General features: G+C 72.8%; 13 protein-coding genes. 4 read left to right on the top strand and 9 right to left on the bottom strand.

Annotated features, from left to right (window positions below; genetic code table 11):
- Positions 1 to 13: 13 nt before the first annotated feature.
- Together ASC82_RS01040 and ASC82_RS01035 are read right to left on the bottom strand one after the other, a co-directional pair.
- Positions 14 to 727: a carbon-nitrogen hydrolase family protein gene (locus ASC82_RS01040; RefSeq protein WP_056641384.1), complete on the bottom strand. Its 714-nt coding sequence runs from the start codon at positions 725 to 727 to the stop codon at positions 14 to 16.
- Positions 728 to 735: 8 nt separating this feature from the next.
- Positions 736 to 1,647 (bottom strand): LysR family transcriptional regulator, encoded by a 912-nt coding sequence (locus ASC82_RS01035; RefSeq protein ID WP_242427505.1) that lies wholly within the window; start codon positions 1,645 to 1,647, stop codon positions 736 to 738.
- A gap of 86 nt (positions 1,648 to 1,733) precedes the next feature.
- Between ASC82_RS01035 and ASC82_RS01030 the strand changes: the two genes are divergently transcribed.
- Positions 1,734 to 2,531, top strand: coding sequence for an NAD(P)-dependent oxidoreductase (locus ASC82_RS01030; protein WP_056640059.1), 798 nt, complete (start codon positions 1,734 to 1,736; stop codon positions 2,529 to 2,531).
- Positions 2,532 to 2,734: 203 nt separating this feature from the next.
- On the opposite strand, the gene ASC82_RS01025 is transcribed toward ASC82_RS01030, so the two are convergent.
- Positions 2,735 to 3,310, bottom strand: coding sequence for a TetR/AcrR family transcriptional regulator (locus ASC82_RS01025; protein WP_056640056.1), 576 nt, complete (start codon positions 3,308 to 3,310; stop codon positions 2,735 to 2,737).
- Positions 3,311 to 3,453: 143 nt separating this feature from the next.
- Here ASC82_RS01025 and ASC82_RS01020 point away from each other — a divergent pair, with 143 nt between their 5' ends.
- Positions 3,454 to 5,901, top strand: a complete 2,448-nt coding sequence (locus ASC82_RS01020; protein ID WP_056640053.1) for a glycoside hydrolase family 3 C-terminal domain-containing protein — start codon at positions 3,454 to 3,456, stop codon at positions 5,899 to 5,901.
- A gap of 60 nt (positions 5,902 to 5,961) precedes the next feature.
- Here the strand turns inward: ASC82_RS01020 and ASC82_RS01015 are convergent, their stop codons facing one another.
- A complete protein-coding gene (locus ASC82_RS01015; protein ID WP_056640050.1) occupies positions 5,962 to 6,858 on the bottom strand; it encodes an SGNH/GDSL hydrolase family protein in 897 nt (298 codons plus the stop codon).
- 258 nt (positions 6,859 to 7,116) lie between these two features.
- Between ASC82_RS01015 and ASC82_RS01010 the strand changes: the two genes are divergently transcribed.
- Complete coding sequence (locus ASC82_RS01010; RefSeq protein ID WP_024761313.1) at positions 7,117 to 7,611, top strand: DUF3145 domain-containing protein; 495 nt, start codon at positions 7,117 to 7,119, stop codon at positions 7,609 to 7,611.
- Positions 7,612 to 7,793: 182 nt separating this feature from the next.
- On the opposite strand, the gene fabF is transcribed toward ASC82_RS01010, so the two are convergent.
- From fabF to fasR, 5 genes are all read right to left on the bottom strand, one after another.
- A complete protein-coding gene (fabF, locus tag ASC82_RS01005) occupies positions 7,794 to 9,056 on the bottom strand; it encodes a beta-ketoacyl-ACP synthase II (RefSeq protein ID WP_056640047.1) in 1,263 nt (420 codons plus the stop codon).
- Positions 9,057 to 9,135: 79 nt separating this feature from the next.
- Positions 9,136 to 9,384, bottom strand: coding sequence for an acyl carrier protein (locus ASC82_RS01000; RefSeq protein ID WP_024761310.1), 249 nt, complete (start codon positions 9,382 to 9,384; stop codon positions 9,136 to 9,138).
- 57 nt (positions 9,385 to 9,441) lie between these two features.
- Positions 9,442 to 10,473, bottom strand: coding sequence for a ketoacyl-ACP synthase III (locus tag ASC82_RS00995; RefSeq protein WP_056640044.1), 1,032 nt, complete (start codon positions 10,471 to 10,473; stop codon positions 9,442 to 9,444).
- Between the two features lie 18 nt (positions 10,474 to 10,491).
- The gene (locus tag ASC82_RS00990) at positions 10,492 to 11,409 is read right to left on the bottom strand and encodes an ACP S-malonyltransferase (RefSeq protein WP_056640041.1); all 918 of its coding nucleotides are present in this window, start codon (positions 11,407 to 11,409) and stop codon (positions 10,492 to 10,494) included.
- Between the two features lie 89 nt (positions 11,410 to 11,498).
- Complete coding sequence (fasR, locus tag ASC82_RS00985) at positions 11,499 to 12,680, bottom strand: fatty acid biosynthesis transcriptional regulator FasR (protein ID WP_056640038.1); 1,182 nt, start codon at positions 12,678 to 12,680, stop codon at positions 11,499 to 11,501.
- 82 nt (positions 12,681 to 12,762) lie between these two features.
- On the opposite strand from fasR, the gene ASC82_RS00980 reads away from it, so the two are divergent.
- Positions 12,763 to 13,431: a pirin family protein gene (locus ASC82_RS00980; RefSeq protein ID WP_056640035.1), complete on the top strand. Its 669-nt coding sequence runs from the start codon at positions 12,763 to 12,765 to the stop codon at positions 13,429 to 13,431.
- Position 13,432 lies beyond the last annotated feature (1 nt).

Below are 13,432 nucleotides of genomic sequence, written 5' to 3'. Positions count from 1 at the left end.
GCTCTCCGGGGCCTCAGCCGACCTCGGCGAGCACGAACCCCGGCGCGTCCGTCCCCGCGTCCGCGAGCCGCTCGCCGTCCGGGCCCCAGGCCCCGGCCCGGCCGGTGCCGACCCCGTCCTCGTTGGCCCCGAGGACGTTGCCGAGGACCACGTGCAGACCGAAGTCCCGGGCCCGTACCGGATAGACCTTCTCGAACGAGTCGTTGTCGGCGGAGAGCACCGAACTCGCCAGGTACACCGCGCAGTCGTCGGCCGCGGCCCGCTCCGCCAGCTCCGGGAAGCGGTTGTCGTAGCAGGTGGCCAGGGCGAACCGGACCCCGTCGAGCGCGAACCGCCCGTCGGCCGTGCCCGGCGCGAAGACCTCCTCCTCGATCCCGTACAGATGCCGCTTGTCGTAGCGGGCGAGGAGTCCGCCGTCGGGCCCGATCACCAGCGTGGTGACGGCGGTCCGGCCGTCCGCCGTCCGCACCGGCCCGTTGACCACGGCCGCCGCCGAGACCGCACGGCAGGCCTCCCGCACGGGTGCGAGCCGGAGGTCGTCCTCGGTGAGGACCAAGGCGGGCGTGTCCCGGATCAGCGACGGCTCGTAGCCGCTGAGGCAGAGCTCCGCGAAGACGACCACCCGGGCCCCCTCGGCTCCGGCGGCCCGGACGAGCTCCGCGATCGTACGGACGTTGGCGTCGATGTCCCCGGCGACCGGGGCGAACTGCGTGGCTGCGACGATCATGACCCCCATCATCCCGCACCCCCCGGGCCGTCCCGCAGCGCCTCCGCCGTCTCCCGCAGCTGCTCCAGGAACGCGGCCGCCGCCACGGTCGGTGCCGACGGCGTCGCCGCGCAGATCCGGCGGTACGGGACGTCGTCCGGGTGGATCGTGACGAGCGTGACGTCCCGCCGTACGGCCTCCGCCGCGAGCGCCGGTACGAGGGTGATGCCCAGACCGGCGGCGACCGCCCCGAGCTTGGCGATCCAGTCGTGGGCCATCAGCCCGGTGCGCGGCCGGAACCCGGCGGCCACGGCCGGCCGGAAGAGGGTGTCCTCCAGGCGTTCCGCACCGACGATCCACTCCTCGTCGGCGAGCTCGGCCAGCCGCACCGCCTGGCGGCCCGCGTACGGATGCCCATGCTCCAGGGCCACCAGCATCGGCTCGTCGAGGAGGTGATGGAGCGTCACACCCTCCGGCGGGGGAGCGGCGAGCGCCGGGCTGACCACCGCCAGGTCCTGCTCACCGGCGGCGAGCTGCGCCAGGTGCTTCACCGACGGGCCCTCGGTGCGGGTCACGGTCACGCCCGGATGCCGGACGCGGAACGCGGCCTGCGCGCGGGGGACGAGCGCGGCGTTGGCGCTGGAGAACGAACCGAGCCGGAGCAGACCGCCCTCCAGGGTGCGCAGCGCGTCCAGTTCGGCGCGGGCCGCGAGCAGCCGGTCCCGCACGGCCTCGGCGTGCGGCAGCAGCACCCGGCCCGCCTCGGTCGGCCGCACCCCGCGCGGCAGCCGCTCGAAGAGCGCCGCGCCCGTCTCGTCCTCCAGGGACTGGACCTGGCGCGAGACCGCGGACTGGGTGTAGCCGAGGACGCGGGCGGCTGCGGTGAAGGAACCCTCGCGGGCGACGGCGAGGAAGACCTCGTACAGGACATGACCATTCACCCGGCCATTCTGCATGCTCCTTCCGCATGGGAACCATGCGAGACATTCGCTTGTCGCATGACGGGCCCCCGCCTAGCGTCGCCTCCATGGACAACACGACGCAGAAGATCGCCTTCCTCGGTCTCGGCTCCATGGGCCGGCCGATGGCCCGCCGCCTCCTCGACGCCGGCCACCCGCTGACCGTCTGGAACCGCACGGCCGCCAAGGCCGACGCCCTCGTCGCCGACGGGGCCGTCCGCGCCGCGACCCCCGCCGAGGCCGTCCGCGACGCCGACGTCGTCCTCACGATGCTCGCCGACCCGGCCGCCGCGCTCGCCGTCGCCGACGAGCTGATCCCGGCGCTGCGCCCCGGCACCCACTGGATCGACACCTCGACCGTCGGCCCGGACACCGTCCGCGAGCTGGCCGCCCGGCTCCCCGAGGGGGTCACCCTCATCGACGCGCCCGTCATGGGCAGTGTGGACCGGGCGGCGACCGGGGAGCTGACCATCCTCGCGGGCGGCGACACCGCGCCCGTCGCCGCCGTCCTCGACCTGCTCGGCGCGACCACGCCGTGCGGCGGCCCCGGCACGGGCGCCGCCCTCAAACTCGTCCTCATCAACGCCGCGATCGGCGGAGTCGCCCTCATCGGCGAGGCCCTCGCACTCGCCGGCTCCCTCGGCCTGCCCCGGGAGCTCGCGCTGCGCACCCTCGCCGCGGGCCCGCTGGCCGGAGCCGTCGGCCGGGCCACCGCCACCGGCGTGCACTTCCCGGTCGCGCTCGCCGCGAAGGACGTCGCCCTGGCCACGGCGACGGCGAAGCTTCCCGTCCTGGAGGCCGTCCACACGGCCCTGACGGCGGACCCGGACCTGCGCGACCGGGACCTGGCCGCCGTAATCCGCTAGCGGGCCACCGGTGTCGGGCCCCTACACTCCGCTGCATGCGGGATCGCGCGGTCCCGCCAGGGTGCGGGGCCGTGGCAGAGCACGGTCGAATGCGGATCCGGGTGGTGGAGGTTCCCACCCCCGGGGAGAGCGGCCGGTCGCCGAACCTGGTGGCCGGACCCCGCGGGTTCGAATCCCGTCGGCCCCGCACCCGAACCCCCGCCTCAGGGCCGGGAGTCGTCCCCGCGCAGCAGCCGCAGGAAGTCCCGGAAGGCGTCCGGCATGTCCACCGCCGACGGGTCGAGGAGCCACTGGTACTGGAGCCCGTCGAGCACCGCCGTCAGGAGCGGCGCCGCCCGCTCGGGCGTGAGGCCGCTCGGCAGCCGCTCGCCGAACTCCAGGCGGAGCACGTCCGCCATGCTCGACCGCACCTGCCCGTACCGCTCGGTGAAGAACTCCCGCGCGGGGTGCTCGTCCGTGACGCTCTCGCCGAGCAGCGCGGAGAAGGTCTGCACGATCCCCGGGCGCATCGCGTTGTACTCGACGAGGGATTCCAGCAGGTCGAGCCGCCAGTTCTCGCGGTCGCGGCCGCCGCTCGTGTCCCAGCGGTCGCGCTCCTGGAGGACCGCGACGAGCAGGGCCTCCTTCGTCGGGAAGTAGTGCAGCAGCCCCTGCTGGGTCAGTCCGACGCGTTCGGCGACGGAGCCGAGGGTCGCGCCCCGGTAGCCGCGCTCGGCGATCACCTCGAGGGCGGCGCGCAGGATCTCCGCGCGGCGCTCCTCGCTCCTGGCTCGCACCATCGTCCCGGCCTCCTTCTCCGACGTCGTCCCGACAGGACCGTACCCCCTCATGAAAATAACAGAACAGTAACGTCACCTACCGATCTACAGGTAAGTGGGTGCACGATGGGGCCATCGGGGTACGTCAACGAGGAGGTACGGCCATGGCGGAGACGCCCACGGGCACCAGCGCGGACGCGATCAGGGAAGCGGCCGTCGAGGCGGCGCTCGGCAAGCTCGACCTGGACACCAAGACCCGGCTCCTCGCCGGCCAGGACATGTGGTCCCTGCCCGCACTGCCGGAGATCGGACTGAGCTCCCTGGTCATGTCCGACGGCCCCATCGGCGTCCGCGGCGTCCGCTGGACCGCCGACGACCCGTCCGTCGCCCTGCCGTCCCCGACCGCGCTCGCCGCCGCCTGGGACCCCGCGCTCGCCCGCCGCGCCGGCCGGCTCCTCGCGCAGGAAGCCCGCCGCAAGGGCGTCCACGTCCTCCTCGCGCCCACCGTCAACCTGCACCGCTCGCCGCTCGGCGGCCGCCACTTCGAGGCCTACAGCGAGGACCCGTACCTCACCGGCGCGATCGGCACCGGCTACGTCCAGGGCGTCCAGGACGGCGGCGTCGGCACCACCGTCAAGCACTTCGTCGCCAACGACGCCGAGACCGAGCGCTTCACCGTCGACAACAGGATCGCCGCCCGCCCCCTCCGCGAGCTCTACCTCGCGCCCTTCGAAGCCATCGTCAAGAACGCCCACCCCTGGGGCATCATGACCGCCTACAACCAGGTCAACGGCGTGACGATGACCGAGCACCGCTACCTCGTCAACGAGGTCCTGCGCGGCGAGTGGGGCTTCGACGGCTACAACGTCTCCGACTGGATGGCCGCCCGCTCCACCACCGGCGACATCGAGGGCGGCCTCGACGTCGCCATGCCCGGCCCCGCCACCGTCTACGGCGAGGCCCTCGCCGCCGCCGTCCGCGCCGGCGAGGCCGAGGAGTCCGCCGTCGACGCGGCCGTACGCAACGTCCTGCGGCTCGCGGCCCGCGTCGGCGCCCTCGAAGGCGCCCCGGCCGTCGTCACCGAGCACCCGGCCGCCGTCGACGGCGACGCCCTCGCCCGCGAGATCGCCCGCCGCGGCTTCGTCCTCGTCCGCAACGAGAACGCCGCCCTGCCCCTCAGGACTGGCACGGTCGCTCTCTCCGGCGCCGCCGCCCGCGCCGCCCGCGTCCTCGGCGGCGGCTCCGCCCAGGTCTTCCCCGACCACGTCGTCTCCCCGCTCGACGGCCTCACCGCCGCACTCCCGGACGGCGCGCTCACCTTCACCGTCGGCGCCGACCCGAGCGACGAACTCACCCCCGCCGGCGAGGGCTTCACCCTCCGCGCCCGCTGCCGCGACGCCGAGGGCCGGGTCCTCGGCGAGGGCTCCCTGCCCAACGGCCAGGTCCAGTGGATCGGCGACGACCTGCCCGCCGGCGTCACCCACGACGAGCTCGCCTCCATCGAGGTCCTCGGCACCTTCACCCCGCTCGAGTCCGGCGAGCACTCCTTCGGCACCCGCGGCCTCGGCGCCTTCACCCTCGCCGTCGCCGGCGAGACCGTCTTCGACGGCGTCCAGGCGATGGGCCCCGAGACCGACCCCTTCGAGGCCTTCTTCGGCTCCCCGGTCGAGCGCGCCAAGGTCGCCCTCACCGCGGGCGAGACCGTCGAGGTCTCCCTGCACCACACCCTGAACAAGGAGTTCGCGAGCCCGCTGCCGGCCGTCATGTTCTCCTTCGTCCACCTCGGTCCGCGCCGTGACCCCGACGAACTGATCGCCGAAGCCGTCGAGGCGGCCCGCGCCGCCGACACCGCCGTCGTGGTCGTCGCCACCACCGAGCGCGTCGAGTCCGAGGGCTTCGACCGCAAGGACCTCGTCCTCCCCGGCCGCCAGGACGAGCTCGTACGGGCCGTCGCCGCCGCCAACCCGAACACCGTCGTCGTGGTCAACTCCGGCTCCCCGGTCGAGATGCCGTGGCGCGAGGACGTCGCCGCGATCCTCCTCGGCTGGTTCCCCGGCCAGGAGGGCGGCGCGGCCCTCGCCGACGTCCTCACCGGCGCCGAGGAGCCCGGCGGACGCCTCCCCACCACTTGGCCGGCCGCCCTCGCCGACGTCCCTGTCACCGAGGTCACCCCCACCGAGGGCGTACTCGACTACACCGAGGGCGTCTTCATCGGCTACCGCGCCTGGGACAAGGCCGGCGCCGTCCCCGCGTACCCCTTCGGCCACGGCCTCGGCTACACCACCTGGTCGTACGACTCCCTGGCCGCGGGCCCCGACACGGTCACCGTCCGGCTCACCAACACCGGCGACCGCACCGGCCGCGAGGTCGTCCAGGTCTACCTGGCGCCCGTCTCCGACGACCACGACCGCCCGGCGCGCTGGCTCGCCGGCTTCGCGAGCGTCGAGGCAGCGCCCGGCGAGACCGTCGAGACCGAGATCGCACTGCCCCGCCGCGCCTTCGAGATCTGGGACGAGGAGAAGAACGGCTGGGCCTTCGTCCCCGGCGCCTACGAGGTCCTGGCGGCCCACTCCCTCACGGACGCCCGCCTGACCACCACCCTGGAGATCTGACCGGCCGATCCCCTCAAGACCGGGCCCCGGGACGGAACCTGACAACCGTCCCGGGGCTCCTCACTCCTTCGTGATCCGCCGGTACGCGAGCTCCGCGAGCCGCGCCTGCCCGTCCCTGCTCGGATGGAACCAGTCCCACGGGCTCAACTGCCCGCCGTCGAAACGGAAACCGAAGACCGCCCCGCCGTCGTACCGGCAACGCTCGTCCTCGGCGCAGACCTCCCTCAGGACCTCGTTGTACGCCACCACCCGCTCCCGCACCCGCGTCCGCCGCCGCTCCGCCGCCGGACCCAGGTCCTCCGCGTCCGCCAGCATCGAGCCGCAGATCCCCAGCTTCCACACCCGCAGCCCCGCCGGGCTGACCCGCCCCGTCGACCACAGGTGCTTGAGGTCCGGCACGCTCGACACGTACACCTGCGCCTTCGGCGCACCCGCCCGCAGCCGGGCGAGCGCCGTCTCGAAGGAGAAGCGGAAGTCGGCGACCGGGGTCATGAGCTCCGGCGTGGGTCGGCAGGCGTCGTTGGCGCCCATCATCACCGTCACGAGCTCCGGCTTCTCGGCCGCCGCCCCCGCCATCTGCTCGGGCAGCTCCGCCATCCGCGCACCCGTCCGCGCCAGGTTCCAACTGCGCGTGGCCACCTTCTCCGGGCCGAGCAGCCGCAGCGCCAGGCTGTTGACGGCCGTGTCCGTCCCGGTCGCCCAGGACACCTCGGGGCAGTCCGCCAGGACCGCGCAGGCGTCGAAGGCGCGCGTGACGGAATCGCCGACGGCCGCGACGGAGGCGGGGGAGACGTCCCACAGCGACGTCGGCGTGGGGGAGGGCGTGGGCTTCGCGGTCCGCGTCGGAACCGGAGCCGCCGCGTCGGGCCCGGCGGTGGTGCAGCCGAAAAGGACCCCTGCGCACAACAGTGCCGCAGCGGCACGCACAGCGGTACGGAATTCGCGTCGACCGCGCATCCCCGGCCCCTCCTTCGGCGTCCTGGCGGGTGAAAGGTTCGTGTCCACCGGCTCCCGGACCGACCGTACGTCACACCGATGACGGTGCGGCACGGTAGCTTTTCCCCCGTCGAACCAGAGGCGCCTTCGCCGACGGGCTCCGGTAAATTACGTCACGTCACATGCTGTCCCCTTTTTGAGGGTTTGCGACATTTTACTCCGGATGCTGTTAACTGAGGCCGCTGGGAAGGCGACCCTCGTCCCACACTGGAGGTCCCGGTGACGACACGTGGAGTCCTGTACGTACACTCCGCACCGCGCGCGCTGTGCCCGCACGTCGAATGGGCGGTCGCGGGTGTCCTCGGTGCGCGGGTCCAGCTCGACTGGATCCGCCAGCCGGCGTCCCCCGGCACCTGGAGAGCCGAGTTCTCCTGGAAGGGCCAGACCGGCACCGCCTCCAAACTCGCCTCCGCCCTGCGCGGCTGGCAGATGCTCCGCTTCGAGGTGACCGCGGAACCCTGCCCCACCGCCGAGGGCGAGCGCTACAGCGCCACCCCCGAGCTGGGCATTTTCCACGCCGTCACCGGCATGCACGGGGACATCCTCATTCCCGAGGACCGGCTGCGGGCCGCCCTTGCGCGCTCCCTCCAGGGCGAGACCCAGCTGGAGGCCGAGGTCGCCAAACTCCTCGGCAAGCCCTGGGACGACGAGCTGGAGCCCTTCCGGTACGCGGGCGAGGGCGCCCCGGTCCGCTGGCTGCACCAAGTCGTCTGACCGGCTTCACCCGCGCGTTGTGGATTCCGCCGGGGCGCGCCGGGGCGCGCCGGGCGCCGTCGCCGACTGGCCGGAGGACGCGGGATGCAGGCCGAACCGGCGGCCTTCGCCCTGCGCTGACGGCACGCGAACACGCCGAAGGCCCACCCCCGAAGCGGGGGTGGGCCTCCGGCGTGTGGAGATCAGACCGTGCGGAAGGCGAGGACCACGTTGTGGCCGCCGAAGCCGAACGAGTTGTTGATCGCGGCGATCGTGCCCTGGGGGAGCTCGCGGGGCTCGCCGCGGACGATGTCCGCGTCGACCTCGGCGTCCAGGTCGTCGATGTTGATCGTCGGCGGGGCCACGCGGTGGAAGAGCGCCAGGACCGTCGCGACGGTCTCGATGCCGCCCGCGCCGCCCAGGAGGTGACCCGTCATCGACTTGGTCGCGGAGATCGCGACGTGGTCGAGGTCGTCGCCCAGGACCTTGCGCAGCGCCTTGATCTCGGCGACGTCACCCTGCGGCGTCGACGTGGCGTGCGCGTTCAGGTGAACGACCTCGGAGGGCTTGAGGTCCGTCGAGTCGAGCAGGTTCTGCATCGCGGCGGCGATGCCCCGGCCGGTCGGCTCGGGCTGCGCGATGTGGTGGCTGTCGGCCGACAGGCCCTGGCCGATGACCTCGCAGTAGACACGCGCGCCGCGCGCCTTCGCGTGCTCCTCGGACTCCAGGATCACGACGCCCGCACCCTCGCCGAGGACGAAGCCGTCCCGGCCGGTGTCGTACGGACGCGAGGCCTTCGTCGGCTCCTCGTTGTTCTTGGACATCGCCATCATGTTGGCGAAGGCGGCGATCGGCAGCGGGTGGATCGCGGCCTCGGTACCGCCGGCCACGACCACGTCGGCCCGGCCGGTACGGATCATCTCGACGGCGTAGCCGATCGCCTCGGCACCCGACGCGCACGCGGAGACCGGGGTGTGGACGCCCGCCCGGGCGTTCACCTCCAGACCCACGTTGGCGGAGGGGCTGTTCGGCATGAGCATGGGCACGGTGTGCGGGGAGACGCGGCGAACGCCCTTCTCCTTCAGCACGTCGTACTGGTCGAGCAGGGTGGTGACGCCGCCGATGCCGGAGGCGATGACGGAACCGAGCCGCTCGGGCACGATCTTGTCGTCCTCGCCCGCAGGGGCGGTGTAGCCCGCGTCGGCCCAGGCCTCACGGGCCGCGATCAGCGCGAACTGCGCCGAGCGGTCCAGCTTGCGGGCGAGCGGGCGGGGCAGGACGTCACCGGGGTCGACGGCGGCGGTCGCGGCGATCTGCACGGGCAGCTCCGCGAAGCGCTCGCCCTCGAGGGGCCGGACGCCGGAGCGCCCCGCGAGAAGACCTTCCCAGGTCGACGCGGAGTCGCCACCCAGCGGTGTGGTTGCGCCGATACCGGTAACGACCACGGTGCGATTGGTCGAGCTCACAGGAATTCGTTCTCCATGTGTGTGATGGTCGGAATACGGCGCCACCGCCGGGTGGCGGACCGAGTCAGCAGGGGCCGAATCAGGCCTGGTGCTTCAGGATGTAGTTGGCGGCGTCGCCGACCGTCTTGAGGTCCTTGACGTCCGCGTCGGGGATCTTGACCTCGAAGCGCTCTTCGGCGGCGACGACGACCTCGACCATGGACAGGGAGTCGACGTCCAGGTCGTCGGTGAAGGACTTGTCCAGCTGGACGTCCTCGGTCGGGATGCCGGCGATCTCGTTGACGATCTCGGCGAGACCCTCGACGACCTGCTCCTGGGTGAAGGCCATGGTGGCGCTCCTTCTGTGATTGCTTCGGTAAAAGGGCTTCCGGAAGGATCCGGGTGCCTAGGGGAGGGTAACGACCGTCGCGGCGTAGACGAGACCCGCCCCGAAGCCGATGACGAGCGCGGTGTCGCCGCTCTTCGCCTTCCCGGTCGCCAGGAGCCGCTCCATAGCGAGCGGAATCGAGGCGGCCGAGGTGTTGCCGGTGGTTTCCACGTCACGGGCGACCGTGACGTGCTCCGGCAGCTTCAGAGTCTTCACCATCGAGTCGATGATCCGCATGTTCGCCTGGTGCGGGATGAAGACGTCCAGGTCGTCCGCCGTGATGCCGGCGGCGTCCATCGCCTGCTGGGCGACCTTCGCCATCTCGAAGACGGCCCAGCGGAAGACCGCCTGGCCCTCCTGCGTGATGGCGGGGAACTTGATTTCGCCGGCCTCGTTGAGGGGCAGCTTCGAGACGTCGCCGACGTGGAACTCGTTCCACGGCACGGTCTGCTTGATCGTCTCGGACTTGTCGCCCTCGGAGCCCCAGACGGTCGGGCCGATGTGCGGCTCGTCCGAGGGGCCGACGATCACGGCACCGGCGCCGTCGCCGAACAGGAAGGCCGTCGCGCGGTCTTCCAGATCCGTCAGGTCGCTGAGCCGCTCGACGCCGATCACGAGGACGTACTCCGCAGAACCCTCGACGATCATGCCCTTGGCGAGGGTCAGGCCGTAGCCGAAGCCCGCGCAGCCGGCGGAGATGTCGAACGCGGCCGGGTTCCCCGCGCCGACCTTGTCGGCGATCTCGGTGGCGACGGCCGGGGTCTGCTTGAAGTGCGACACCGTGGAGACGATCACGGCGCCGATCTGCTCGGGAGTGATCCCGGCGTCCGCGATGGCCTTGCCGGAGGCCTCCACCGACATGGCGGTGACGGTCTCCTCCGGGGACGCCCAGTGGCGGGTGGAGATGCCGGAGCGTGAGCGGATCCACTCGTCGGACGAGTCGATCTTCTCGAGGATCACCTCGTTCGGCACGACCCGGGTCGGGCGGTAGCCGCCGACACCCAGGATCCGCGCGTACGGGGCGCCCTTGCTGGGCTTGATCTTCGACATGCTTCTCGACACTCCTTCTCAGACGGCCGCGTGCTCGGCGATGAGCGTACGGGCCGCGTCGAGGTCGTCGGGGGTCTTGAGGGCGACGGTGGCCACACCCGGCAGCGCGCGCTTGGCGATGCCGGTGAGGGTCCCGCCGGGGCACACCTCGATCAGGGCCGTCGCGCCGAGCTCCTGGAAGGTCTCCATGCACAGGTCCCAGCGGACCGGGTTCGCGACCTGGCCGACCAGGCGCGCGAGGACCTCGGCGCCGGTGGCGACGGTCCGCCCGTCCTTGTTGGAGACGTACGTCACGGCCGGGTCCGCCGGGGACAGCGCGGCGGCCGCCTCCTCCAGCTTCGCGACGGCGGGCGCCATGTGGTGCGTGTGGAACGCGCCGGCGACCTTCAGCGCCACGACGCGGCGGACGCCCTCCGGCTTGTCCGCCTCCAGGGCGGCCAGCTGCTCCAGCGTGCCGGCGGCCACGATCTGGCCCGCGCCGTTCACGTTGGCCGCGGTCAGACCGAGCTTCTCCAGGTGCGGGACGGTCACCTCGGGGTCGCCGCCGAGCAGCGCCGACATGCCCGTCGCGGTGACCGCGGCGGCCTCGGCCATCGCGAGACCACGGGTACGGACGAGACGCAGCGCGGCGGTGTCGTCGAGGACGCCCGCGAACGCGGCGGCGGTGAACTCGCCGACGCTGTGGCCGGCGACCGCGCCGGGCGCCACGTCACCGAGGGCCGCGGCCGAGAGCAGGCCGGCGGCGACCAGCAGCGGCTGCGCCACGGCGGTGTCACGGATCTCGTCCGCGTCGGCCTTCGTGCCGTAGTGGACGAGGTCCAGCCCGATGGCCTCGGACCAGGCCGCGATGCGGTCGGCGGCACCGGGGAGTTCGAGCCAGGGAGTCAGGAAGCCGGGCGTCTGAGCGCCTTGGCCGGGAGCGACGAGTACGAGCACCCTCACACTCTCTCTTGCGGACGGCTCCCAGCGCCCGTGAGGACAAGGACGAAGAACCGTCGGGGGAATTGTTGGTCTTCGACAAAAGTCTAGGACTGGGGATCTCCGTCGGCCAAGCGTCCGAGAATGAGCGCGATCCGCAGCGTGAACGCCGAGCGGACATCGGAGGGTGACCAACCGGTGACGTCGGTCACACGTCGAAGCCGGTAGCGCACGGTGTTGGGGTGCACGAACAACATGCGCGCCGCGCCTTCGAGACTGCTCGCCTGCTCCAGGTAGACGCTCAGCGTCTCCAGGAGCGCCGAGCCCGCCTCCTCCAGCGGTCTGTAGATCTCCTCCACCAGCTGCTCGCGCGCCGAAGGGTCGGAGGCGATGGCGCGCTCCGGGAGGAGATCGTCCGCCAGGACCGGGCGGGGCGCGTCCTGCCAGGCGGTGCAGGCCTTGAGGCCGGCCGCCGCGGCCTGCGCGGAGCGGGTCGCGGCCAGCAGGTCGGGGACGACGGGACCGGCCACGACCGCCCCCGGCGCGTACGGCCCGATCAGCGACTTCGCCACGGCGAGGGGGTTGTCGTTGCCGCCGGCGATGACGACGAGCCGGTCGCCGAGGACGCCGGTGAGGACCTGGAGCTTGGCGTGGCGGGCGGCCCGCCGGATCGCCTCCACGGTCAGCTCGCTGTCCCCGTCGGGGGCGGTGCCGAGGATCACGCAGACGTGGTCCGGCGAATTCCAGCCGAGGGCGGCGGCCCGGGAGACGGCGCCCTCGTCGGCCTCGCCGGAGAGCACCGCGTTCACCACGAGCGACTCCAGGCGCGCGTCCCACGCGCCGCGGGCCTCGGCGGCCTGCGCGTACACCTGGGCCGTGGCGAAGGCGATCTCCCGGGCGTAGACGAGCAGCGCCTCGCGGAGCACGGACTCGTCACCGGGGGCGGCGACCTCCTCGATCGCCGACTCCATGACCTCGATGGTCGTGCGGACCATCTCCACGGTCTGGCGCAGGGTGATCGCGCGGGTCAGCTCGCGGGGCGCGGTGCCGAAGACGTCCGTCGAGATCGCCTGCGGCGTCTCGGGGTGCCGGAACCACTCGGTGAACGCGGCGATGCCGGCCTGGGCGACCAGACCGATCCACGAACGGTTCTCGGGCGGCATCGCCCGGTACCACGGCAGCGTCTCGTCCATGCGGGCGATGGCGCCGGCGGCGAGCCTCCCGGAGGACTGTTCGAGGCGCTTCAGGGTCGCGGAGTGCGGATGAGCGGCGTTCGTGGGTTCTGGCACGGGGACAAGACTGCCTTATCAGGCCACCCGTATGCGGGGGCGGGGCGGATTCGCCCGGGGCGCCCGCACTACCGTACGTACCGTGACACGCATCCAGCGGGCGGACGAGCGGTATCCCGGGGGCGAACCGGCGGCCGGGATCGAGACCCGCCACGCCCTGTCCTTCGGGCCGTACTACGACCCCGACAACCTCCGCTTCGGCGCGCTCCTCGCCTGCAACGAGGAGCGGCTCGCGCCGGGCGCGGGCTTCGACGAGCACCCGCACAGCCACACCGAGATCGTCACCTGGGTCGTCGAGGGCGAGCTCACCCACCACGACACGGCCGGTCACACCACCGTCGTCCGCCCGGGCGACCTCCAGCGGCTCAGCTCCGCCGGCGGCGTCCGGCACGTCGAACGCAACGACGCCGGCACGCCCCTGGTCTTCGTGCAGATGTGGCTCGCGCCGAACGCGCCCGGCGGGGACCCCTCGTACGAGGTGGTCCGCGGTCTCGACGGGCCGTACGACCTGCCGGCGGCGGGCGCGCGGCTGCACGTCCTGCGGCCGGCGGCCGGGGAACACACCGCCGTACCGGCCGCCGACCTCGCGTACGTCCATGTCGTACGCGGCACGGTCAAGCTCGACGACGACGAGCTCGGCCCCGGCGACGCGGCCCGGATCACCGGTGGCGAAGGCCGCACGCTCGTCGCCACGACCGATGCGGAGGTCCTGATCTGGGGGATGCGGGACCCGCGCAAGGACCTGGGCTGAT

It is taken from the genome of Streptomyces sp. Root431 (assembly GCF_001426585.1).
In the GTDB taxonomy this organism is placed as follows: domain Bacteria; phylum Actinomycetota; class Actinomycetes; order Streptomycetales; family Streptomycetaceae; genus Streptomyces; species Streptomyces stackebrandtii.
This window is presented reverse-complemented; position numbering and strand designations above follow the sequence as displayed.

Bases quoted from the DNA above. Each gene is read 5' to 3' on its own strand.
- ASC82_RS01030 (WP_056640059.1), top strand. From the start codon at position 1,734: ATGGACAACACGACGCAGAAGATCGCCTTCCTCGGTCTCGGCTCCATG.
- ASC82_RS01015 (WP_056640050.1), bottom strand. From the start codon at position 6,858: ATGCGCGGTCGACGCGAATTCCGTACCGCTGTGCGTGCCGCTGCGGCA.
- ASC82_RS01000 (WP_024761310.1), bottom strand. From the start codon at position 9,384: ATGGCCTTCACCCAGGAGCAGGTCGTCGAGGGTCTCGCCGAGATCGTC.
- ASC82_RS01020 (WP_056640053.1), top strand. From the start codon at position 3,454: ATGGCGGAGACGCCCACGGGCACCAGCGCGGACGCGATCAGGGAAGCG.
- ASC82_RS01040 (WP_056641384.1), bottom strand. From the start codon at position 727: ATGATCGTCGCAGCCACGCAGTTCGCCCCGGTCGCCGGGGACATCGAC.
- ASC82_RS00995 (WP_056640044.1), bottom strand. From the start codon at position 10,473: ATGTCGAAGATCAAGCCCAGCAAGGGCGCCCCGTACGCGCGGATCCTG.
- ASC82_RS01025 (WP_056640056.1), bottom strand. From the start codon at position 3,310: ATGGTGCGAGCCAGGAGCGAGGAGCGCCGCGCGGAGATCCTGCGCGCC.